Genomic DNA, 22,414 nt, shown 5'->3' with positions numbered 1-22,414 from the left:
CTCTCCGGAGCGGGCCGCGCACCGATATCGAGGGCCTTGCAATGAATCGCTTCACTTCCCCCGGATGGCGGCTTGCCGCCATCGTCCTCGTCGGGCTGAACCTGCGGCCGGCGCTCGCCGCGGTCGGCCCGCTGCTCGACATGATCCAGCGCGCGACCGGCATCAGTGACGGCGCGGCAAGCCTGCTGACGACGATCCCGATCCTGCTGATGGGCCTTGGCGCACTGAGTGCGCGGCGCCTGCAGCGCCTGACCGGCATCGCGGGCGGCGTCTGGCTCGGCGTCGCGTTGATCGGGCTCGCCTGCGTGTCGCGCATCGGCGCGCAGCATGCGTGGCTGCTGCTCGCGAGCGCGTGCTGCGCGGGCGTCGGGATCGCGATGGTGCAGGCGCTGCTGCCCGGCTTCGTGAAGGCGCATTTCGCGACGCGGATCGGCGGTGCGATGGGCGTCTATTCGACGTCGATCATGGGCGGCGCCGTGCTCGCGAGCGTCGTCGCGCCGTTCGCCGCGGCCCAGTGGGGCTGGCTCCCCGCGCTCGCGGGCTGGGCGCTGCCGGCCGGGGTGGCCGCGCTGGCGTGGCCGCTGGCCAGTCGCGGCGGCGACGCGCTCGCCGCCGGGCCGACGTCGGCGTCGAACGCGCAGCCGTCGCGCTCGCCGCGCGCGTGGCGGCTCGCGCTGTTCTTCGGCATCGCGACGGGCGCGTACACGCTCGTGCTCGCGTGGCTGCCGCCGTACTACATGCGGCTCGGCTGGTCGCCGACGGCGGCCGGCAGCCTGCTCGGCGGCGTGACGCTCGCGGAAGTCGTCGCGGGGCTGACGATCTCCGCGACGATCGACCGCCTGCCCGACCGCCGGCCCGCGCTGCATGCGGCGATCGCGTCGCTGTTCGTCGGCTTGCTGGTGATGCTGGCCGCACCGGAAGCGCTCGCGCTGCCGGCCGCGCTGCTGATGGGCGCGGGGATCGGCGCGCTGTTTCCGCTGTCGCTGATCGTCACCGTCGACCATGCGGCGACGCCGGCCGACGCCGCATCGCTGACGGGGTTCGTGCAGGGCATCGGCTACCTGATCGCCGGCTTGTTTCCGTTCGCGGCGGGCGTCGTGCGCCAGCACCTCGCGGACCTGACGCCCGCATGGATCGCGATGGCCTGCCTGTGTGTCGCGTTGTTCGCGCTGGCGGCGGGGTTTGCGCCGAAGCGGGTGCTGCACGCGGCGCGTGCGTGATCAGCCCGCGCTCGCGTACAGCGTCGAATCCGCGAACCCTTCGGCGTCGAGCACGCGCCCGATCAGGATCAGCGCGGTGCGCTCGATCTGCGTGCCCTGCACCTTGGCGACGATGTCGGCGAGCGTGCCGGTCACGCGTTCTTCATCCGGCCAGCTCGCGCGATAGATCACCGCGACCGGGCAATCGGCGCCGTAATGCGGCAGCACTTCGTCGACGATGCGGGCGAGATGGCGCACGCCGAGATGGATCGCGAGCGTCGCGCGGTGCGCGGCGAGCGAGCCGAGCGCTTCGCCTTCCGGCATCGTCGTCTTGCCCGCGAAGCGCGTGAGGATCACCGTCTGCGCGACGCCGGGCAGCGTCAGCTCGACGCCGAGCGTCGCCGCGCACGCGGCCGTGGCCGTGACGCCGGGCACGATTTCATACGGAATCCCGAGCGCTTTCAAGCGGCGAATCTGCTCGCCGATCGCACCGTACAGCGACGGGTCGCCCGAATGCACGCGCGCGACGTCCTGCCCCTTCGCGTGCGCGCCGGCGAGCAGCGCGACGATGGCGTCGAGGTCGAGTTCGGCGGTATTGACGACCTGCTCGGCGCGATGGCCGTCGAGCACGGCCGCCGGCACGAGCGAACCCGCATACAGGATCACCGGGCACGTGCGCACGAGGCGCTGGCCCTTCACCGTGATCAGCTCCGGGTCGCCGGGGCCCGCGCCGATGAAATACACCGTCATCGAAAAATCTCCGTCAATTCATGGGATGACCGGCCGCGCGGCGTCATGCGCGCGCGGCCGGATCGAGCGCGTCGATGAGCGCCGTGGCCGAATCGAACGCGCGGTCGGCGTCAGGCAGCGGCGGCCGGCGCAGCATCACGACCGGCACCCTGCGTTCGCGCGCGACCTCGAGCTTGGCTTCCGTGGCCGTGCCGCCGCTGTTCTTGCTGACGACGACGTCGATGCCCATCAGCGCGAACAGCGCGCGCTCGCCGTCGAGCGTGAACGGCCCGCGCGCGGCGACGATCTGCGCGCGGGCATTGCCGGGATGCGCGTCGAGGCAGCGCACGAGCCAGAACTGGTGCGGCGGGATCGCGTCGAGATGCGCGAGCGGTTCGCGGCCGAGCGTGAACAGCGGCCGCCTGAACGGCGCGAGCGCGGCCTCGATGCCGGCCCAGTCGTCGACCATGCGCCAGTCGTCGCCGGGTTGCGGCACCCACGGCGCGCGGCGCAGCGCCCACAGCGGCACACCCGCTTCACGCGCCGCGACGGCGGCATTCGCGCTGATTTGCGCCGCATACGGATGGGTCGCGTCGATCACGAGGCCGATGCCGGCGTCGCGCAGATAGGCGGTCAGCCCGGCCGCGCCGCCGAAACCGCCGACGCGCACGTCGCAGCGCAGATCGTCCGGTACCTTGCCGAGGCCGGCCAGGCTATAGACGTGACGGGACCCAAGCGCGCGCGCGATCTTCAGTGCGTCGCCGGTGCCGCCGAGCAGCAGGATGCGCGTGCTCATCGCGCCTCCCCGACGAAGCGGCCCTGCCGGTCGATCGCGAACATCTCGACCGCGACCGACGGCGGCACGATGTCGCGTGCGACGCGCAGCGCGTGCGCGCAAACGAGATCGCCGAGCGGCACGCCGTCGGCGCGCGCGAGCTTCAGCGCTTCCTGGCTCGTGTTCGCGGCGCGCATCGCGGCCTGCAGCGCATCGCTTGCGCCGGCCTCGGCCGCCCACTGCGCGAGCAGCGGCAGGTCGATGCTCGAATGGCGGCTGTGCAGGTCGAGATGGCCGGCCGCGAGCTTGCTGAGCTTGCCGAAGCCGCCGCACATCGACAGCCGCGCGACCGGCGCGCGCCGCAGGTGCTTGAGCACTGCGCCCGCGAAATCGCCCATCTCGATCAGCGCCATGTCGGGCAGGTGATAGTGCGCGCGCATCGCGTCTTCGCTCGCGTTGCCCGTGCACGCGGCGATGTGTGCGATGCCGTTCGCCCGCGCGACGTCGATGCCCTGGTGGATCGACGCGATATAGGCCGAGCACGAGAACGGCCGCACGATGCCGGTCGTGCCGAGGATCGACAGCCCGCCGACGATGCCGAGGCGCGGGTTCATCGTCTTCAGCGCGAGCGCTTCGCCGCCTTCGACGCCGATCGTCACGTCGAAGCCGCCCGCATAGCCGTGCTCGGCCGCCAGCGCGTCCAGGTGCGTCGTCATCATCTGGCGCGGCACCGGGTTGATCGCCGGTTCGCCGACCGCCAGCGTCAGCCCCGCGCGCGTGACCGTGCCGACGCCCGGCCCCGCATGAAACCGCACGCCGGGCGCCGCCGCGAGCGCGACGCGCGCGAAGATCAGCGCGCCGTGCGTGACGTCCGGATCGTCGCCGGCATCCTTGATCGTGCCGGCTTCCGCACCGTCGGCGGTGGCCCGGCAGAACGCGAGCCGCATCATCACGCGCTGCCCCTTCGGCAGCACGATCTCGACCGCGTCGTCCGCACTACCCGCGAGCAGCAGCCGCGCGGCGGCGAGCGACGTCGCGGTCGCGCAGCTGCCGGTCGTATAGCCGAAGCGTAGCGGCGTGGGCTGTTCGGGAGTCTCGTCGCGCATCACGCGTCCGTTGCGTTCGTCGTGGCCGGCGATGCGGACGTGTCGGCCGCGTCGGGCTTGCGCACGTCGTACAGCGTGACCGGCAACGGTTGCCGCCACGTATCGAAGCGGCCGAGCGGCTCGGCGTGGGCGAGCGACACGCGCGTGAGCGTGCCGCCGTGCGCATCGCGCCAGGCGGCGAGCGTCATCTCGCCCTGCAGCGTGACCGCGTTCGCGACCAGCCGGCCGCCGGGCTTCAGCGTTGCCCAGCACGCGTCGAGCACGCCGGGCGCGGTCGCCCCGCCGCCGATGAAGATCGCGTCGGGCACGGCGAGCCCCGCGAGCGCATCGGGCGCGCGGCCCGCGACGAGCTGCAGGCCCGGCACGCCGAGCGCGTCGCGGTTGTGCTCGATGAAGCGCTGCCGTTCCGCATGCGCTTCGATCGCGATCGCCTGGCATGACGGATGCGCGCGCATCCATTCGATGCCGATCGAGCCGCTGCCGGCGCCGACGTCCCACAGCAGCTCGCCGGGCGCGGGCGCGAGACGCCCGAGCGTCATCGCGCGCAGGTCGCGCTTGGTGAGCTGGCCGTCGTGACGGTATGCATCGTCGGGCAGGCCGGGCGTGAGCGCGCGGCGCGGCGCGTCGGGGCCGGCCTGGCAGTCGAGCGCGACCAGGTTGAGCGCGGCCGTTTCGTCGATGCGCCAGTCCTGCGCGAGCCCGTCGAGACGCCGCTCGAGCGGGCCGCCCAGATGTTCGAACACGCTGATGCGCGTCGGCCCGAAGCCGCGTGCGACGAGTTCGGCCGCGACGGCGGCCGGTGTGCGGCCGTCGGCGCTCAGCACGAACAGGCGGCGCCCGGGCAGCAGGTGGCGCGCGAGCGTCGCCAGCGGACGGCCGACGAGCGAGACCGCGCCGATATCCTGCAACGCCCAGCCGAGGCGCGCGGCCGCGAGCGACAGCGACGACGGCGCGGGCAGTACGCGCCATTCGTCGGGGGAAAGCTGGCGCGCGAGCGTGGCACCGACACCGAACAGCATCGGGTCGCCGCTGGCGAGCACGCAGACGGGCGACGCGCGCCGCGCCAGCACGCCCGCGAGATCGAACGGCGACGGCCACGTTTCGCGCGCGGCCGGCAGCCGCGCAGGCAGCATGTCGAGATGCCGCTTCGCGCCGACGACGAGCGTCGCGTCGAGCAATGCGCGCCGCGCGCTGCGTCCGAGCCCCGCGTAACCGTCGTCGCCGATGCCCACTACCGTCAGCCACGCCGTCATGCACCCTTCCCCATCGTTCGATTTCCTACCGTGTGTTGCGATGCGCGGCGGCTGGGCCGTCGCGCGTTGATTCGTTGATGATCCCGATCCGCTCCCGCGCCGTGCTTGTCGCACGCCTGCCGGTGCGATACGGCCACGACATCAGCCGAGCGGCACGCCGACGACAAACGTCAGCAAGGCCAGAACCATCCCGCCGATCGACGCGATCAGCAGCCAGCCGAGCAGCAGCCACATCAGCGGCCGCGCCCCGCTTTTCCTGTACAGGAACGTGCCGCCCGCCACGATCGGCACGCCGAGACCGGCGAGCCCGACATTCTTCGGCCACTCGGCCGACGGCGCAAGCGGGATCAGTATGCACGCGAGCAGCATCCAGGCCGGGATGGCCAGCAGGCCCAGCGCGATGCCCATGCCGAACAGCTCCGTCCTGCCGAGTGTCATCGCGGATGCCGGCGATCGCCGGTCTAATGTCGAGCCGCCAATCGTACCATTTGCGAGATAGCGCAAAACCGGCTGAGACTGCGCTGTGACGCGGTTGCGCGGCATATCGACAATGCCGGATCGTCTCGAAAATCGGGTATCCTACGGCCGTTCGTTCGCCGGTGCCCCTCGGGGCCGAAGAGGGAACACAGGGCGCGCCACGCGCCGCTGTGGCTGCCCCCGCAACTGTAGACAGCGAGCCGATCTCCCCCTCATGCCACTGGTTCCACCGGGAAGGCCGGGAGCCGGCGCCGACCTGTCAGCCAGGAGACCTGCCGGCCAGAAAGTGCGTGCGTGCCAGTCGGCGTCGGGCGGGGTGTACCGATGCGTTGGCCGCGGCCCGACACTGTCCCGGTACCCCGTTGAGTTCCGCCCCCGTTTCGATTCCTGCGTCGCCCGTCGTGCGCCCGTCGGCCTGCCCGGGGCTCGTGCGCGTGGTCGCGGCCGCCGACGGCGGGCTGTGCCGGATCAAGCTGCCGGGCGGCCGACTCGATGCGCGCCAGGCGCGTGCGATCGCCGCCGCCGCGCGCGCCTTCGGCTCCGGCACGCTCGACGCGACCAATCGCGCGAATCTCCAGCTGCGCGGCATTCGCGACGGCGCGGCCGACGCGCTGACGCGTGCGTTGCTCGAAGCGGGTCTCGGCCCGCCCGTCGACGCCACCTCGAAGGCAGACGCCGATGCGGCCGCGCTCGCCGCAAGCGACGACGTGCGCAACGTGATGCTCAGCCCGCTCGCCGGCCACGACCCTGCCGCGCTCGTCGACAGCCGCGCACTCGCCGCACCGCTCTTCGACATGCTGGCGCGCGAGCCGCGCCGTGGCGAGCTGTCGCCGAAATTCTCGATCCAGCTCGACGGCGGCGAATCGGTTGCGGCGCTCGACCATCCGCACGACATCTGGCTGGCCGCCTGGCGTCGCGGCGATGGTGCGGTGCGCGTCGCGGCCGGGCTGGCCGGTTGTCCGCCGGTCGCGCACGATGACCCGCCCGCCGCGGTCGATGTCGCGCCCGATCAAGGTGTCGCGCTGGTCCGCGCGCTGCTGCTCGCGTTCCTCGATCTCGCACCGGCCGACGTCACGCGGATGCGCGCGCTGCTCGCAACATGCGGCGAACGCGCGCTGCTCGAACGCGCACAGCACTACCTGCCCTTCCCGCTTGAAGCCGATCCGGCACTCGCCGGCTGGCGCCGCACGTGCACCGACCCGACGCTGCGTTTCGGCGTGCGCCCGTCGCTCGATGCGACGCGCTGCAACGTCGGCGCCCAATTCGTGCTCGGCCGGCTCGATGCCACCCAACTGGAACGGCTCGCCGCGCTGGCCGAAAGCGACGGCGACGGCACGCTGTCGATGACGCCATGGCAAGGCGTATTCCTGCATCGCGTATCGCGCGAACGCGCACCGGCCGCGCTCGATGCGCTCGCGTCGCTCGGCCTCGTCTGCGCGTCGTCCGATCCGCTGGCGACGCTCGTCGCGTGCACCGGCAGCGCGGGCTGCGCGAAGGCGCGCGCCGACACGAAGCACGATGCACGCGCGCTCGCCGCCCGCATCGGCCATGCAGTCGACGTGCACCTGACCGGCTGCGAACGCCACTGCGCGTTGCCGCATCCCGCGACGCACACGCTCGTCGCGGTTGCGCCCGCGCACTACGACCTTTACCGGCGCGACGCCGCCGCGGGCCTTGGCGCCCCGCTCGCGCGCCATCTGACGATTGACCAGGCCGCGGCCCGACTGACGGGCGCGCGGCACAGCCAGGACACCACCGATGCTTGACTACATTCGCGACGGGCACGAAATCTACCGCCAGTCGTTCGCGACGATCCGCGCCGAGGCCGACCTGTCGCAGGTTCCGCCCGACCTCGAGAAACTCGCGGTGCGCGTGATCCATGCGTGCGGGATGGTCGACGTCGTCTACGACTTGCGTTTCTCGGCCGGCGCCGGCACGGCGGGCCGCACGGCGCTCGCGGCCGGCGCGCCGATCCTGTGCGACGCGCGGATGGTCGCCGAAGGCATCACGCGTGCGCGGCTGCCTGCCGACAACCGCGTGATCTGCACGCTCGGCGAGCCCGAGGTGCCCGATCTCGCGCGCCATCTCGGCAACACGCGTTCGGCCGCCGCGCTCGAGCTGTGGCGCCCGCATCTCGCGGGCAGCGTCGTCGTGATCGGCAATGCGCCGACCGCGCTGTTCCATCTGCTCGACATGATCGACGCCGGCGCGCCGCGCCCCGCGCTGATCCTCGGTTTCCCGGTTGGCTTCATCGGCGCGGCCGAATCGAAGGCGCTGCTCGACGCCGACAGCCGCGGCGTGCCGTACGTCGCCCTGCTCGGCCGGCGCGGCGGCAGCGCGATGGCGGCGGCGGCGGTCAACGCACTCGCGACGGAGGTCGAATGACGACCGCGCGCGGACGCCTGTTCGGGGTCGGCGTCGGCCCCGGCGATCCCGAACTGATGACGATCAAGGCGCTGCGCGTGCTGCAGGCCGCGCCCGTGGTCGCGTATTTCGTCGCGAAGGGCAAGAAAGGCAATGCGTACGGCATCGTCGAAGCGCACCTGCAGGACGCGCAGACGCAGCTGCCGCTCGTCTATCCGGTGACGACCGAGGCCTTGCCGCCGCCGCTGTGCTACGAGACGGTGATCGCCGACTTCTACGACACGGCCGCCGAGATCGTTGCCGCGCACCTCGACGCGGGGCGCGACGTCGCGGTGATCTGCGAAGGCGATCCGTTCTTCTACGGCTCGTACATGTACCTGCACGACCGCCTCGCACCGCGCTACGACACCGAGGTGATTCCAGGCGTGTGCGCGATGCTCGGGGGCACCGCGGTGCTCGGCCAGCCGCTCGTCTATCGCAACCAGAGCCTGTCGGTGCTGTCGGGTGTACTGCCCGAGCCCGAACTGCGCGAGCGGCTCGCGCGGGCCGACGCGGCCGTCGTGATGAAGCTCGGCCGCAATTTCGACAAGGTGCGGCGCGTGCTCGACGCGCTGGGGCTCGCGAAGCGCGCGCTGTATGTCGAGCGCGCGACGATGGCGAGCCAGCGCATCGTGCCGCTCGACGAAGTCGATCCGATGGCGTCGCCGTATTTCTCGCTGCTCGTCGTGCCGGGGGAAAAATGGCAAGGATGACGACTCCGCCCGCGATCGTGATTCTCGGCGCGGGCGCGCTCGATACCGCGCGGCGCATCCAGGCGCGCTATCCGGGCGCGCGCGTGCATGGCCTCGCATCGCGCGTCGCGGCCGATGTGCCGTTCGACGATCTCGGCGCACATCTGCGTGAACTCTATGCGCGCGGGCTGCCGATCGTCGCGCTGTGCGCGGCCGGCATCGTGATCCGCTGCATCGCCGCCGCGCTCGCCGACAAGGGCGTCGAGCCGCCCGTGCTCGCGGTGGCGGAAGACGGCTCGGCGGTCGTGCCGCTGCTCGGCGGGCTGACGGGCGTCAACGTGATCGCGCGGGAAATCGCCGCATGCGTCGGCGTTGCGCCGGCGATCACGACGAGCGGCGAACTGCGTTTCGGCGCGTGCGTGCTCAATCCGCCGGAAGGCTATGCACTCGCGGATCTCGGCCAGGGCAAGCGCTTCGTGTCCGATCTGCTCGCGGGCGCGTCAACGCGCATCGACGGCGCGGCGCCGTGGCTCGACGATGTCGCGCTGCCGCGCGACGAAGCCGCCGCGCATGCGATCCGCGTGACCCCAGAGGCATGGCGCGGCGCGCGCGACGAACTCGTGATTCATCCGCGCAGCGTGGTGATCGGCGTCGATGCGCAGGCTATCCACGCGGATGAAGCGCTTGCCGCACGCATCGATGCTGCACTCGATTCGCAAGGTCTCGCACGGCTGGCGCTTGCCGCGATCGTTGCGCCCGCATCGGCAATCGGTGATGCCGTGCTGGAAGAAGCCGCGCACACGCTCGACGTGCCGCTGCGCTTCGTCGATGCCGATACCGATAAAGATGGCGACGCTGACGCGACAGATGATGCGGCCACCCTGCTCGGTCGCGCGTTGCGCGTCGCACACACGCTGCGTTCCACGACGAACGGCATCGCATGCGCGGTCGCGTCGCATCCGGTCGACCCCGCCACGCTCGGCCGTGCGCGTGGCCGCCTGACGGTGCTCGGCCTCGGCCCGGGCGGCGCCGCGTGGCTCACGCCGGCTGCGCGCGCCGCGCTCGCGGACGCGACCGACATCCTCGGCTACACGACCTACGTGAACATGGCCGGCCCGTTCCGCGACGACCAGCGCGTGCACGGCACCGACAATCGCGAAGAGATGCAGCGCGCCCGCCATGCGTTCGAACTCGCGGCCGAGGGCCGGCGCGTCGCGGTCGTGTCGTCGGGCGACCCGGGCGTGTTCGCGATGGCCGCGGCCGTGCTCGAAGCGCTCGACGAAGCGCGCGACCCGCATTGGGCCGCGGTCGACCTGCGCATTGAGCCCGGCATCTCGGCGTCGCTCGCGACGGCCGCGCAGGCCGGTGCGCCGCTTGGCCACGACTTCTGCGCGATCTCGCTGTCGGACAACCTGAAGCCGTGGGACGTGATCGAGACGCGCCTGCGGCACGCGGCGCAGGCCGATCTGGTGATGGCGTTCTACAACCCGATCTCGCGTGCACGGCCGTGGCAGCTCGATCGTGCGCTCGATGCCGTGCGCGCGCACCGCAGCGCCGAGACGGTGGTCGTGCTCGGCCGCGATATCGGCCGGCCGGGCGCCACGCTCACGACGACGACGCTCGGCGCGCTGCGCAGCGACCAGGTCGACATGCGCACGATGGTGATCGTCGGCTCGTCGACGACGCGGTGCTTCGCGATCGGCAACGCACGCGAGTGGGTCTATACGCCGCGCTGGTATCGCTGAACCCGGTCAGCGCGTTGGCCTGACGCCGCGTGCGTCGGCCTGCGCGGGGCCGGCTGCGCCGTCGGCGCGCCAGAACCGGTACACGAGCACGCCGACGATGGCCTGCGCCGCGACCACGAACGCGACGCAGCCGGCCCATCCCCACCGATGCCAGCCGGGCACCGGCAGGATCGAGCCGAGGCTGCCGCCGAAGTAATAGCAGGACAGGTAGATGCCGATCGCCGTCGAGCGGGCGCTCGACGCCGCCTGCGAGATGAACGTATTGGCCGACGCCTGTTCGACGAACACGGCGGTCGAGCTGAGTGCGAGGCCGGCCAGAATCACCGGCACGTGGTCGGACAGCGTGAGCAGCGCCCCGCCGATCGCGAGCGCGGCCGCGGCAAGCCCCGGCGCGCGCGGGCCGCGATGCCGCGCGAGGCGTCCTGCCAGCGGCGTCACGACCACCGCCACCAGAAACACCGCATAGATCGCGCCGATCCCGACCGTGCCGAAGTTGAACGGCGCGCGGGCCAGGCGCAGGCCGACGAACGTGAACGTCGCGACCTGCGACGCGAGCACGCATGCGCCGATCGCGAACGATGCAAGCAGCGGGCCGCGCGTGACGATGCGCCAGGACGGCCCCGCGCCGCTATCCGCAACGTGCTCGACGCGCCGCGCGATCGCGCCGGACGCCGGCAGGCTCGCGTAGATCGCGACGCCCGTGACGAGACACAGTGCCGCGACGACGTCGAGCGCATGCCGCCAGCCCCAGATCGACGTCATCAGGTTGGTCGCGAAGCGGCCGGCGAAACCGCCGAGCGTCGTGCCGGCGACGAACAGCGCGCTGATCTCGGCGGAGGTGCCGCGATCGAAGCGCTCGGCGATATAGGCGATCGACAGCGCGAAAATGAAGGGCATGACGAGACCGGCTGCAAAGCGCGCGCCGAGGAACGACACGAAACTGCCCGCATGCGCGGACCACACGACCGGCAGCGCGACGGCCACCGCCGCGAGCGAGATTGCGACGCGCCGCTCGATGCGCGCGGCCAGCACGCCGACGAACGGCGCGATAATGGCGACGGCCGTCGTGGTGGCGCTCACGCCCTGCCCCGCGCGCTCCGCGCTGACACCGAAGGTGGCCGCGAGTTCGTGCAGGATGCCCTGCGTCGAATACAGATTGAGAAACGCGGCGAAGCCGCAGAGAAAGAACGCGATGCGCGTGGTCCTGTCGTTCATCGGAGCGGCCTGGTCGTCGATACCGACAGTCTGACGAGCGCGCCGCGTGCACGCCAATACCGTTTTCACCGCCATTGATACCGGAACGACAACAATGCTCGACCTGCGCCGCCTCCGCTATTTCGTGGTCGTTGCCGACGAACTGCACTTCGGCCGCGCGGCGTTGCGCCTGCGGGTCGCGCAGCCGCCGCTGACGCGCCATATCGCCGCACTCGAAAGCGAGCTCGGCGTCCGGCTGTTCGAGCGTTCGACGCGCGCGGTGCGGCTGACGCCGGAAGGCGCCGCGTTCCTCGACCATGCGCGCCACGTTGTCAGCGCGGCCGCGGAGGCCGAGGCGAGCGCACGCAAGATCGCGCAGGGCATCGCCGGGCGGATCGTGATCGGCTATGCGAGTTCGATTCCGATGTCCGACACGTTCCCGGACGTGATCCGCGTCGCGAGCCGGACGATGCCCGACGTCGAGCTGGCGTTCCGCGAGGCGGCGACCGCGAGCCAGCGCCAGCAGATCGCGGACGGCACGATGGACATCGGTTTCGGCTGGGCGTGGCACGGTGCGCCCGGCGTGCCGGTGGCATCGCTCGTCGTGTCGCGCGAACCGCTCGTCGCGGCCGTGCCGGCCGGCGATCCGCTCGCGAGCCGTGCGAGCGTCGACGTCGCGGCGCTTGCGCACGCAACCTTCGTCACCTTTCCGCCCGGTTACGGCTCGGCATTGACCGCGGCACTGGACGACCTGTGCGCGCAAGCCGGATTCACGCCGCGGATCGGCGCGACCGCCGCACAGATCACGACGCTCGTGTCGCTGGTGGCCGCCGAGCGCGGCATCGCGATCGTGCCGGGTTTCACGGCCACGCTGCAGCGTCCGGGCGTCGTCTACGTGCCGCTCGCCGGCACGCGCGCGGTCGAGCAGATCGTGTCGTGGAACGAGCCGTTCGCGTCGGCGTGCGTCGAGCGCTTCGTCGCACTGGCGCGCTCGCTCGTCCAGCCGCCATCGGCTTGAAGCGCGACGAGCGACACGCGTCGGGCCTCACCCGGTCGATCGGAAAAATCACCCGCGTCACGCATGCCGGAACTGTGTCGAATCGGCAAGATCGTTACGTATCGGGAATCAAATAACAAAAAGAACTCCTGACTATTCACTATTCGACGCGAATCCTCCAAGATGAGCACGCCGCCGGCCGGGCATGCCCGGTCGCCCGACCGGCGGCGATACGCGGGCCAGCGTATCCCTCTTCCACTTGGAGAACACAATGCACAACAATGTGTTGCCGCGTTTCATCCCGCGCGCGCTTGCAGCGGGTTGCCTGCTTGCCGTGGCGAGCGTGTCCCAGGGCGCCGGCGTCTATGCGCCCTATGTCGACGTGACGCTCTACCCGACGCCGCTCGTCGACCAGATCGGCGTCCGGCAAGGCATCCAGCAGTTCACGCTCGCGTTCGTGGTCGCGGGCAACGGTTGTATACCGTCATGGGGCGGCGTACAGCCGATCGGCAACGGCGCGAGCGGCGGCTTGCTGACCGCGCTGTCGACGTCGATCGCGAGCTATCGCGCGAAAGGCGGCGAAGTCGCCGTGTCGTTCGGCGGTGCGAACGGCACGCCGCTGATGCAGGCGTGCACGACGGTCGCCGCGCTGGCGAGCGCATATCAGACCGTAATCGACACGTACGGCCTCACGCACCTCGACTTCGACATCGAAGGTGCGTCGCAAACGGACACGGCCGCGGTTGCGCGCAACTTCCAGGCGGTCACGCAACTGCAGGCGAGCTATGCGGCGAAAGGCAAGCCGCTGCACGTCACGCTGACGCTGCCGACGATGCCGACCGGGCTCACGCAGGACGGCCTGAACGTCGTCAACGCGGCGATCTCGAACAAGACCGCGTTCGATGCGGTGAACGTGATGGCGATGGACTACGGCCCCGCGAACCTCGACATGGGCGCGGCCGCGATCAGTGCCGCGCAGGCGCTCTATTCGCAACTCGATACGGCGTTCAAGTCGGCCGGCCAGCCGAAGACGAATGCGCAGCTCTGGCAGATGGTCGGCGTCACGCCGATGATCGGCGTGAACGACGTGCAAGGCGAAACCTTCACGCTCGCGAATGCGCAAAGCGTGCTGAACGCGGCGGTCAGCAACGGCTACGGCTTCTTCGGCAACTGGTCGGTCGGCCGCGATCAGGCGTGCCCGTCGGGCGGCACGTATGCGTCGCCGACCTGCTCGGGCGTCGCGCAGCAGCCGTACGCGTTCGCGACGATCTTCAAGCGGCTCGACGGCAAGTGGGGCACGGGCGTCACGCAGGATCCGAACTACGGCGGCGGCTCGGACGGCGGCACGCCGCAGCCGGGCGCGCCTTGGGCGGCCGGCCAGGTCTATACGGCCGGCGCGACGGTCACCTACCAGGGCACGACGTACCAGGCGCAATGGTGGACGCAGGGCGACGTGCCCGGCCAGGCCGCCGTGTGGAAGGCGGTTGGCGGCGGCACCGCCACGTGGTCGGCCACCACCGCGTATTCGGGCGGCACCTGCGTGATGTACCAGGGCGCGAAATACTGCGCGAAATGGTGGACGCAAGGCGACAACCCGAGTGCGGGCGGCGTGTGGGTGAAGTCGTGATGCGGCGTAGCGGCCGGCGCTAGGCGCGCGGCCTGCGCATCCGGGGCCGTTCACGGCGACCGCTACGGGATCGCCGGCGGACGGCCCCTTGGGCGGCCGCGCCCTGCCCGCTTTCAGCCGCGCGCGTGCTCGGCCAGCAGCCTGGCCTTTGCGTCGACGAGCAGCGCCGCATGCGTGTCGCGATGCTGGCGAATCCGCTCGGTCGGCCCGACCACCGACAGCCCGTACCAGTCGCCGTCGAGCGTCAACGCAACCGCAATGGCCGACAGCTCGGGCGCGCTCTCGCCGAAGTTCTCGGCCCAGCCGAGTTCGCGAAACCGCGTGGTTTGCGCGACGAGCGCGGGTAGATCCGCCACCGTCGCATCGGTGAAGCGCTCGAACGGCAACTGCGCGCCGAGCGCCTGCTGCGCGTCGCCGGCCAGTTCCGCGAAGATCGCCTTGCCGATCGAGTTCGCGTGCAGCGGGCGCAGTTCGCCCGGCGCGCGCGTATAGCGGATCGCCTGCTCCGACTCGACGACGTCGAGATACGTGACCGACACACCCTGGATCTTGCCGAGCACGGCCGTCTCGCGGCTCGCGTCGCGCAGCGCGACGAGATGCGGATGGACGATGTCGACGACCGGGTCGGTTGCGTCGATCGCGGCGGCGAGCGTCTGCAGGCGGCGCGTCGGGTAGTAGCCGCCGCGCTTGCGCACTTCGTACAGGTAACCGCGGCTCACGAGCGTGCGCGCCATCGCGAGGCAGCTCGACGCCGGCACATTGAGCAGGCGCGCGAGTTCGGTGAGCGGCAGCGGCCGCCGTTCGGCGGCGAACAGCTCGAACAGGTCGAGCGTGCGGGCAACGAGTTTGACGTCCATGACGAGTGCTTGAATCGGAACGGGACACCGCGCACCGGGCCGGCTGCCGGGTCGGACCGGTCAGTACGACTTCGGCAGCCCGAGCACCTTCTCCGCGATGTAGCACAGGATCAGTTGCGGACTCACGGGCGCGAGCCTCGGAATCATACACTCGCGCAGGTAGCGCTCGACATGGTATTCCTTCGCGTAGCCCATCCCGCCGTGCGTCGCGACCGCCGTCTGGCAGGCCTGGAACGCGGCTTCCGCGCCGAGGTACTTCGCGGCGTTGGCCTCCGCGCCGCACGACTGCCCCGCGTCGTAGCGCGTCGCCGCCTTCATCACCATCAGCCACGCGGCCTCGAGCTGCATCCACGCCTGCGCGAGCGGATGCTGGATCGACTGGTTCTGGCCGATCGGCCGGCCGAACACGACGCGCTCGCACGCGTACTGCGTCGCGCGGCGCAGCGCGGCCTGCCCGAGCCCGATCGCCTCCGCGGCGATCAGGATCCGCTCGGGATTCAGCCCGTGCAGCAGGTAGCGGAAGCCGTCGCCTTCGTTGCCGATCAGATCGCCTTCCGGCACGCGCAGGTTGTCGATGAACAGCATGTTCGAATCGACCGCCTTGCGGCCCATCTTCTCGATCTCGCGCACCTCGACGCGCGAGCGGTCGAGGTCGGTATAGAACAGGCTCAGCCCGTCGGTCGGCTTCGCGACCTGGTCCAGCGGCGTCGTGCGCGCGATGATCAGCATCTTGTTCGCGACCTGCGCGGTCGAGATCCAGATCTTGCGCCCGCTCAGCACGTAATGGTCGCCGTCGCGGCGCGCCTGCGTGCTCAGGTGCGTGGTGTCGAGGCCCGCATCGGGTTCCGTCACCGCGAAGCACGCCTTATCGCGCCCGGCGATCAGCGGCGGCAGGAAGCGCGCCTTTTGCGCGTCGGTGCCGAACACCTGCACCGGATTCAGCCCGAAGATGTTCATGTGGACGGCCGACGCGCCGGACAGGCCGGCGCCCGAGGCGCTGATCGTGCGCATCATCAGCGCGGCCTCGGTCATCCCGAGCCCGGCGCCGCCATGGGCCGGGTCCATCGCGATGCCGAGCCAGCCGGCCTCGGCGAGCGCCGCGTGGAAATCGGCCGGAAACCCGCCCGCTCGGTCGCGTTCGAGCCAGTAGTCGTCGCCGAAGCGCGCACAGATTTTCTCGATCGCGCTTTCGATCGCGCGCTGGTCATCGGTCAGGTCGAACTGCATGGCATGCACTCCTGGAAAAGGCCAAGCGGCTACGCCGCTTTCAAGAAGGAAAACGCCCGGCGGCGTCGAGGCTTGCGCTCCGACGCGCGTCCCTTGCGGGATCGCCCTCGCGGAGCGCAAGCACGAAGCAGCAGGTCCCGGGCGCTCACAACGGAAACACGCCCACGATCACCGCGGCGAACACCATCAGCACGGTGGCGGCGAACAGGAACGGAATCGTGAATTTTTGGTGCTCGGCGAGCTCGACGCCGGTCAGGCCGACGATCAGGAACGTCGCGGGCGTGAGCGGGCTGACCGGAAAGCCCGTCGTCATCTGGCCGAGCAGTGCTGCCTGCGCCATCTGGATCGGCGGCACGCCGAGCAGCTTCGCGCTTTCCGCGAGCACCGGCAGCACGCCGAAGTAGAACGAATCGGGGTCGAACAGCAGGCTGAGCGGCATCGACAGCAGTCCGAGCACGAACGGCATGTGGCGCGCGTGCTCGACCGGCACGTGCGCGACGACCACGTCCGCCATCGCCTTCAGCATCCCGGTGCCGGACATGATGCCGGTGAACGCGCCGGCCGCGAGCAGCACGCTCGCCATCATCAGCGCGGCCTTGGCGTGCGCGTCGATCCGCTCGCGCTGGGCCTGCACGTCCGGGTAATTGATCACGAGCGCGGCGACCGTGCCGAGCATGAACATCACCATCGGGTCGACGATGCCCGCCACGAGCGTGACGAGCACGACGAGCGTCAGCCCGAGATTGATCCGGAAGCGCTCCGGCCGGCGCAATGCGCGCTCGTCGTCGGTCAGCGCCCGCGGCGCGATCGCGAGCGACGCCGCGCCGGCACGATCGAGCCCGAGCCGCTTCGCCTCGCGCACGCCGAGCACGTAGGCGGTGCCGAACACGAACACGAGCCCGACGATCTGCACCGGAATCATCGGCATGAAGATCGCGGAGCCGGGAATGTGCAGCGCCGCCGATGCGCGCAGCATCGGCCCGACCCACGGCAGGAAATTGACGCCGGCCGCCATCGACGCGACGCACGCGAGGATGCGGCGATCCATCCCGAGCCGCGTATAGAGCGGCATCATCGCGGGCAGCGTGACGAGAAACGTGACGGCGCCCGAGCCGTCGAGATGGATCAGCAGCGCGAGCAGCGCCGAGCCCATCACGATACGCGGCGGATGGCAGCCGATCACGCGCAGCACGCCCGCGATGATCGGATCGAGCATCCCGGCGTCGGTGAGGATTCCGAAAAAAAGAATCGCAAAAACGAACATCCCGGCGATCGGGCCGATGTTCTGCACGCCGTGCACGATGAACTTGCCGGTCGCGAGCCCGAACCCGGCCGCGAGCGATGCGGTCACCGGCACGACGATCAGCGCGACGAGCGGCGACAGCCGCTTCGTGATGATCAGGCCGAACAGCGCGACGATGGCGATCGCGCCGATCCATGCAAGCATGATGCGTCTCCTCTTCAGCCGGTGCGCGCGTCGTCGCCCGGCGTGGTATTCGAGTGGCCGTGCGGCGCCGTCGGGCGCGCGGCACGGCCGGCGGCCACGATGCCGGTCAGTCCCGGTGCGTGTCGTGGTCGTGGTCGTCAGCGTTGGCCGCGGCGTCGGCAAACACCTGCGCCGCGTGTTCGTTCAGCGCGGGCGGCGGCCGACGGTACGTGGCCGGCGTGCGGCCGAGCTTGATCGGCGACGCGATGCCGCGATGCCGGCCCAGCTCGACCTTCATCTGCCGATGCGCGACATGCGGATGGTCGAGCGCCGCATCGAGCCCGAGCACCGGCGCGCACGGCACGCCGCGGCGCATCAGCTGCTCGGCGAGCGCCGCGCCGTCGTGTCCGGCCAGCGCCGTTTCGAGCAGCGTGCGCAGCGCGGCGCGGTTCGCGCTGCGCGCGCGGTTGTCCGCGAAACGCGGATCGTCGAGCAAGTCGCGCGTGCCGAGCACGTCGCACAAGCCCGCGAACTGCCCGTTGTTGCCGACCGCCAGAAAGATGTCGACGCTCGCCGTCGGAAAGCTGTCGTACGGCGTGATGTTCGGATGCGCGTTGCCGGTGCGCACGGGTGCTTTCCCAGAATGGAAGAAGTTCGGCGTATGCGGATGCAGGATCGACAGCGCGCAGTCGAACAGCGTCGATTCGACGAACTGGCCGCGGCCGCTCGTGTCGCGCTCGCGCAGCGCCATCAACACGCCGAGCGCCGCGTTCAGCCCGGTGACGAGATCGACGATCGGCACGCCGACCCGCAGCGGCGCGCCGCCGGCCTCGCCATTGACGCTCATCAACCCCGCGAGCGCCTGCACGGCCGCGTCGTAGCCGGGCAGCCCGCCCAGCGGGCCGTCCGCGCCGAAGCCCGACACGCGGCAATGGACGAGGCGCGGAAACCGCGCATGCAGCGCGTCGAAGCCGAGCCCCCAGCGCTCCATCGTGCCGATCTTGAAGTTCTCGACGATCGCGTCCGCGTGGTCGAGCAGGCCGAGCAGCCGCTCGCGGTCGGCCGGTTGCGTCAGGTCGAGCGCGATCCCGAGCTTGTTGCGGTTCACGCCGAGGAAGTACGACGCGGTATCGCCGTCGAACGGCGGGCCCCAGGTGCGCGTCTCGTCGCCGGACGGCGGTTCGACCTTGATCACCTCCGCGCCGTGGTCGGCCAGGATCTGCGTCGCATACGGGCCACCCAGCACCCGCGACAGATCGATGATGCGCAATCCCGCCAGCGCGCCCTGCTGCTCGTGTTCCGCCATGCGTCCCGCTCCTGGTTCCGGTTGATCGGACAGCCGGTCCCGGCAGGCCCGGCGCGTAGGCGCGAGCTTCCGGATTCGGCAAATAATTCTTGTATGTGAATTTATATTCACACTCAGGAAATTCGTTGTCAACCCCGGCGGCACCCTGAGGCGAAGCGAAAGACGCCGCCGTGTGCAAGTCGGGGCGACACCGAACACGGGCCGGTTGCGGTGGCATCCCGCCTTTCGTTAAGCTGGCGGGCAATCTTCATCTCAAAAAAATCGGACGGATCATTCATGAAACGGATGCTGCTGGCGGCCTTCATGCTGGCGTCGACGCTGGGCGTCGGACATGCGCAAACCCAGACGTTCCACTTCGGCGAAGGACAGACCGGGATGCCGGGTGGCGCGCCGCAGTCGGCGTCACCGACCGCACGGCCCGCGCCCGCGCGCCGGCACGTCACGCCGCCGCCGTCCCACCATCGGCGGGCCGTTCACAAGCGTCGCCAGTCGCGCCACGTGAAGCCCGCGCGCAGCGGCATCTATACGCACGCGTGACTCGGCGTTTGCCCCGCGAGGGCGTGCATGGAACTGTCATGAACGGCCGCTAAGATCGGTGCGGCTGCCTCTACGCCGTGGTGGCGGCTGCCGAGTCACGTGCCGCCGACACGCATTTTCTCCACGATTCAGCACCTGTTTGACCGAACATGCGTACCGGGCTGGACACTCTCGCCGTCATCAAGGAACGCGCCACGATCGTGTGCCGTCAGCGCAGCAGCGTGCTGCTGGTCGCCCGCACCGCGTCGCGCTGGTCGCTGCCCGGCGGCACGATCCGGCGTGGCGAGACGCCGCTCGATGCCGCACTGCGGGAGCTTGCCGAGGAAACGCGGCTGGAGGGGCTCGCGCTCGACTACGCGGTGCAGTTCGGCGGGCTGACGAAGCTCCATCACGTGTTCGTGGCCGACGTGCCGGCGCACCTGACGCCGCGCGCGAGCAACGAGATCGCGCGCTGCAAGTGGTTTACCGTCGACCGGCTCGACACGCTGCGTGCGAGCGTGCCGACGCGCAAGATCATCGAGCTGCTGCGTCTCGACTGTTTCTCGGCGATCGCAAGCGGCCGGCTGCGCTGACGTCGATAGCGCTCGCGCCGGTCATGCGCGCAGCAACGGGCCGGCTTTGCGTTCGAGCAACGTGACAAGTTCCGGCTGCATGTAGGCGTACCGGTCGGGAATATCGAGGCACACGATCTTCTTGTCCCGCAGATGCGCACCGAATTGCGCTGCCAGCCGCGCCTTGTGCGCCCGCTCCATCACGAATACGACATCGGCCCAGTCGAGCTGCTCGGCGGACACGCGCGTGTCGGCATCGGGCGCGAGGCCCGCGGAGTCGGTTTCGACGCCCGGCCATGCGGCGAACACCGCTTCGGCCGTCGGGCTGCGCAGCCGGTTGCGGCTGCAGAGGAAAAGTGCCCGCGTCATGTCGCTTCGCGGTTGCCCGGCGGCTGCCCGCTCAACCTTGCGGAATCGTGCCCGGCCGGACGTACGCGAGCATGTGCGGCACGTAGTCGGCCTTGCCGAGTTCGACGCCGTGGTGGCGCAGGATTGCGTAAGCGGCGATCGCGTGGAAGTAGAACTGCGGCAGCGCCCAGTCGCGCGCGTACTGCTCGCCCGTCATGTCGAACGCGATCCCGTTCGGCATCTCGAGCGCGATCGGCCGCGCGGCACCGCCATCGAGCGCATCCGGCGCGAGGTCGCCGAGAAACGTGAGCGTGCCGGCGACGATCGCCTGCGCATCGGCGAGCGTGCCGGGCTGCGCATCCGCATGCCATCCCGCCTCGCGCAATGCGAGCAGTGCGGCCGGCAGCGGTTCGCCGCGCAGCCGGTGGACGGGCTCCATCGCCTGGAAGCACGAGAAGCGCACCTGTGCCGCGAGCGGATACATGTCGGGCGCCAGCTTCAGCGACATCGCCGCGTCGGGCGCGTCGCCCGCGGCCTGGCGGTGTGCGGCAGCCTTGTCGAGCCACGCGGACTGCGCGCGCAGCATCTGGGAGAAGGTCGGAACGAGAAGTTGAGTCGGTGACACGCGTGCGCTCCTATGCTGTGTTGTGGTTTGCGCCACGATAGCAGCGTAGGGACAAACCTGCATCCTCGCAGGGGCGATGCGCGCGATTGATTGCGGATTCGGCGATATAGCGCATGGCGCGCAGGTGTCGCCCCGCGCAGGGCGATCACGACACGCGGCGGCCGCGACACCACCTCAAGGCTTGCCCTGTCGCGCCAGGAACCGGTCGAACTGCGCGGCAAACGCCTTGCCGTCGCGTGCGCTGAACGGCGCCGGCCCGCCCGTGTCGATGCCCGCGCTGCGCAACTGATCCATCATCGCGCGCGTCGACAGGCGTTCCTCGATGTTCTCGCGGCTGAACCAGTTGCCGCGCGGGTCGAGCGCATGCGCGCCCTTGTCGAGCACGGCGGCGGCCAGCGGAATGTCGGCGGTGATCACGAGGTCGCCCGCTTCAACCAGCTCGACGATGCGCGCATCGGCCACGTCGAAACCGGCCGGCACCTGCACCGCCTTGATGAACGGCGACGGTGGCGTGCGCAGAAACTGGTTCGCGACCAGCGTCACGCAGATTTCTGCACGACGCGCGGCGCGAAACAGCATGTCCTTGATGACGGCGGGACACGCGTCGGCATCGACCAGTACTTGCATGGCGGTTTTTCCAATGGATTGAAGCAGAAGCGGCGATCATAGCGCACCGCCGGCCGGCCCTCAGCCGGCGCGGCCCGTGCACAGCGCGTCGGCCGTCACCCACTGCGCGCCCCACGCGTCGGCCAGCCGCGCGCCCTGCCCGATCCGGACGGCCGCGTCGTCGAAGTCGACGAACACGACGTGATCGGCCGCCGCGGGTTTCGCGGGCGTCTCGCGCGTGCGGCCGTCGGACAGCACCCACAGCCAGCGCTGCTTGGCCGGCTCGCGCCGCGCCGCGCGTGCGAGCAATTGCGCGGCGGCCGCGATGCCGTCCGCGAGCGGCGTGCCGCCGCCGCCTTCGACCGGCTCGAGCCAGCGCGCATTCCACCAGCGCGGCACGGCCGGGCCGAAGCGACGCGTGGCGCCATGGCCGCCGAAACAGATCAGCGCGGTTTCGACCCGGTCGCGCGCGGCCTGGTCGAAATACGCGACGATCAGCCCCTTCGCCAGTGCGAGCCGCTCGTGCGACAGCATCGACGCCGAGCAGTCGAGCACGAAGCAATGCAGTGCGTGCGGCGTGCCGGCGCGTTGGCGGAAGCGCAGATGGTCGCGCTGCAGCGGGCCGCCGCGCTTCGCGGCGAGCGTCGCCGGCCACGCCACGGCCGTGCCGGCGCGCACCGTGCCCGGCACGCGCGCGGCCGCGCCTGATTGCCATCGAGGACCGCGAACGGTGT

23 protein-coding genes and 1 riboswitch are annotated in these 22,414 nt (G+C 70.7%); of the genes, 9 read left to right on the top strand and 14 right to left on the bottom strand.

All coding sequences use genetic code 11. From position 1 onward, the window contains the following. Window positions 1-41: 41 nt before the first annotated feature. A complete protein-coding gene (locus LGM89_RS32890) occupies window positions 42-1,220 on the top strand; it encodes an MFS transporter (RefSeq protein ID WP_089494855.1) in 1,179 nt (392 codons plus the stop codon). Here LGM89_RS32890 and cobM read toward each other — a convergent pair whose 3' ends face one another. The 5 genes from cobM to LGM89_RS32865 form a co-directional block, all read right to left on the bottom strand. Next, entirely contained in the window at window positions 1,221-1,949 is a 729-nt protein-coding gene (cobM, locus tag LGM89_RS32885; protein WP_122945360.1) for a precorrin-4 C(11)-methyltransferase, read from the bottom strand. 43 nt (window positions 1,950-1,992) lie between these two features. After that, window positions 1,993-2,724: a cobalt-precorrin-6A reductase gene (locus LGM89_RS32880; RefSeq protein WP_226275227.1), complete on the bottom strand. Its 732-nt coding sequence runs from the start codon at window positions 2,722-2,724 to the stop codon at window positions 1,993-1,995. Further along, entirely contained in the window at window positions 2,721-3,809 is a 1,089-nt protein-coding gene (locus LGM89_RS32875) for a cobalt-precorrin-5B (C(1))-methyltransferase (protein WP_226275226.1), read from the bottom strand. The genes LGM89_RS32880 and LGM89_RS32875 overlap by 4 nt, the downstream gene beginning before the upstream one ends. Further along, the gene (gene cbiE, locus LGM89_RS32870; RefSeq protein WP_226275225.1) at window positions 3,809-5,062 is read right to left on the bottom strand and encodes a precorrin-6y C5,15-methyltransferase (decarboxylating) subunit CbiE; all 1,254 of its coding nucleotides are present in this window, start codon (window positions 5,060-5,062) and stop codon (window positions 3,809-3,811) included. Before cbiE ends, LGM89_RS32875 begins: the two co-directional genes overlap by 1 nt. 141 nt (window positions 5,063-5,203) lie before the next feature. Further along, window positions 5,204-5,470 (bottom strand): hypothetical protein, encoded by a 267-nt coding sequence (locus LGM89_RS32865; RefSeq protein ID WP_089494850.1) that lies wholly within the window; start codon window positions 5,468-5,470, stop codon window positions 5,204-5,206. 172 nt (window positions 5,471-5,642) lie between these two features. Further along, window positions 5,643-5,834, top strand: a riboswitch (cobalamin riboswitch). A 106-nt stretch (window positions 5,835-5,940) separates the two neighbouring features. Here LGM89_RS32865 and cobG point away from each other — a divergent pair. Genes cobG through cobJ form a run of 4 tightly spaced genes read left to right on the top strand, consistent with a single transcriptional unit; the run spans window position 5,941 to window position 10,379 of the window. Beyond that, the gene (cobG, locus tag LGM89_RS32860; RefSeq protein ID WP_319001525.1) at window positions 5,941-7,305 is read left to right on the top strand and encodes a precorrin-3B synthase; all 1,365 of its coding nucleotides are present in this window, start codon (window positions 5,941-5,943) and stop codon (window positions 7,303-7,305) included. Continuing rightward, a complete protein-coding gene (locus LGM89_RS32855) occupies window positions 7,298-7,924 on the top strand; it encodes a precorrin-8X methylmutase (protein ID WP_226275223.1) in 627 nt (208 codons plus the stop codon). The genes cobG and LGM89_RS32855 overlap by 8 nt, the downstream gene beginning before the upstream one ends. Continuing rightward, entirely contained in the window at window positions 7,921-8,655 is a 735-nt protein-coding gene (locus LGM89_RS32850; RefSeq protein ID WP_226275222.1) for a precorrin-2 C(20)-methyltransferase, read from the top strand. Before LGM89_RS32855 ends, LGM89_RS32850 begins: the two co-directional genes overlap by 4 nt. Beyond that, window positions 8,652-10,379 (top strand): precorrin-3B C(17)-methyltransferase, encoded by a 1,728-nt coding sequence (gene cobJ, locus LGM89_RS37245; RefSeq protein ID WP_264172740.1) that lies wholly within the window; start codon window positions 8,652-8,654, stop codon window positions 10,377-10,379. The genes LGM89_RS32850 and cobJ overlap by 4 nt, the downstream gene beginning before the upstream one ends. Before the next feature lie 6 nt (window positions 10,380-10,385). Here cobJ and LGM89_RS32830 read toward each other — a convergent pair whose 3' ends face one another. Further along, the gene (locus LGM89_RS32830; protein WP_226275221.1) at window positions 10,386-11,594 is read right to left on the bottom strand and encodes an MFS transporter; all 1,209 of its coding nucleotides are present in this window, start codon (window positions 11,592-11,594) and stop codon (window positions 10,386-10,388) included. Between the two features lie 94 nt (window positions 11,595-11,688). On the opposite strand from LGM89_RS32830, the gene LGM89_RS32825 reads away from it, so the two are divergent. Beyond that, window positions 11,689-12,591 carry a LysR substrate-binding domain-containing protein gene (locus LGM89_RS32825; protein ID WP_089472778.1) on the top strand — a complete coding sequence of 301 codons (903 nt, stop codon included), beginning with the start codon at window positions 11,689-11,691 and terminating at the stop codon, window positions 12,589-12,591. A gap of 250 nt (window positions 12,592-12,841) precedes the next feature. Next, entirely contained in the window at window positions 12,842-14,197 is a 1,356-nt protein-coding gene (locus LGM89_RS32820; protein ID WP_226275220.1) for a chitinase, read from the top strand. Between the two features lie 113 nt (window positions 14,198-14,310). On the opposite strand, the gene LGM89_RS32815 is transcribed toward LGM89_RS32820, so the two are convergent. The 4 genes from LGM89_RS32815 to LGM89_RS32800 form a co-directional block, all read right to left on the bottom strand. Next, on the bottom strand, window positions 14,311-15,054 hold the full coding sequence (locus LGM89_RS32815) for an IclR family transcriptional regulator (protein WP_226275219.1): 744 nt from the start codon (window positions 15,052-15,054) through the stop codon (window positions 14,311-14,313). Between the two features lie 60 nt (window positions 15,055-15,114). Beyond that, the gene (locus LGM89_RS32810) at window positions 15,115-16,281 is read right to left on the bottom strand and encodes an acyl-CoA dehydrogenase family protein (protein ID WP_089431073.1); all 1,167 of its coding nucleotides are present in this window, start codon (window positions 16,279-16,281) and stop codon (window positions 15,115-15,117) included. A 145-nt stretch (window positions 16,282-16,426) separates the two neighbouring features. Beyond that, on the bottom strand, window positions 16,427-17,728 hold the full coding sequence (locus LGM89_RS32805) for a CitMHS family transporter (RefSeq protein WP_226275218.1): 1,302 nt from the start codon (window positions 17,726-17,728) through the stop codon (window positions 16,427-16,429). Window positions 17,729-17,834: 106 nt separating this feature from the next. Further along, window positions 17,835-19,013, bottom strand: coding sequence for a CaiB/BaiF CoA transferase family protein (locus LGM89_RS32800; RefSeq protein ID WP_226275217.1), 1,179 nt, complete (start codon window positions 19,011-19,013; stop codon window positions 17,835-17,837). 276 nt (window positions 19,014-19,289) lie between these two features. Here LGM89_RS32800 and LGM89_RS32795 point away from each other — a divergent pair, with 276 nt between their 5' ends. Together LGM89_RS32795 and LGM89_RS32790 are read left to right on the top strand one after the other, a co-directional pair. Next, a complete protein-coding gene (locus LGM89_RS32795; protein WP_226275216.1) occupies window positions 19,290-19,550 on the top strand; it encodes a hypothetical protein in 261 nt (86 codons plus the stop codon). 149 nt (window positions 19,551-19,699) lie between these two features. Continuing rightward, the gene (locus LGM89_RS32790) at window positions 19,700-20,122 is read left to right on the top strand and encodes an NUDIX hydrolase (RefSeq protein WP_089425407.1); all 423 of its coding nucleotides are present in this window, start codon (window positions 19,700-19,702) and stop codon (window positions 20,120-20,122) included. Window positions 20,123-20,143: 21 nt separating this feature from the next. On the opposite strand, the gene LGM89_RS32785 is transcribed toward LGM89_RS32790, so the two are convergent. The 4 genes from LGM89_RS32785 to LGM89_RS32770 all read right to left on the bottom strand — a co-directional run bounded on the left by LGM89_RS32785 (window position 20,144) and on the right by LGM89_RS32770 (window position 22,370). Further along, window positions 20,144-20,470: a low molecular weight protein tyrosine phosphatase family protein gene (locus LGM89_RS32785; protein WP_089431071.1), complete on the bottom strand. Its 327-nt coding sequence runs from the start codon at window positions 20,468-20,470 to the stop codon at window positions 20,144-20,146. A gap of 31 nt (window positions 20,471-20,501) precedes the next feature. Next, window positions 20,502-21,074, bottom strand: coding sequence for a DUF1993 family protein (locus tag LGM89_RS32780; protein ID WP_089494838.1), 573 nt, complete (start codon window positions 21,072-21,074; stop codon window positions 20,502-20,504). 174 nt (window positions 21,075-21,248) lie between these two features. Continuing rightward, window positions 21,249-21,701 (bottom strand): YaiI/YqxD family protein, encoded by a 453-nt coding sequence (locus LGM89_RS32775; protein WP_089425404.1) that lies wholly within the window; start codon window positions 21,699-21,701, stop codon window positions 21,249-21,251. Window positions 21,702-21,761: 60 nt separating this feature from the next. After that, window positions 21,762-22,370 carry a vWA domain-containing protein gene (locus LGM89_RS32770; RefSeq protein WP_226275215.1) on the bottom strand — a complete coding sequence of 203 codons (609 nt, stop codon included), beginning with the start codon at window positions 22,368-22,370 and terminating at the stop codon, window positions 21,762-21,764. Window positions 22,371-22,414 lie beyond the last annotated feature (44 nt).

It is taken from the genome of Burkholderia sp. AU31624 (assembly GCF_020420065.1).
In the GTDB taxonomy this organism is placed as follows: Bacteria; Pseudomonadota; Gammaproteobacteria; order Burkholderiales; family Burkholderiaceae; genus Burkholderia.
Note: the sequence above shows the minus strand (reverse complement) of the source record. Positions and strands in the feature narration are given on the sequence as shown.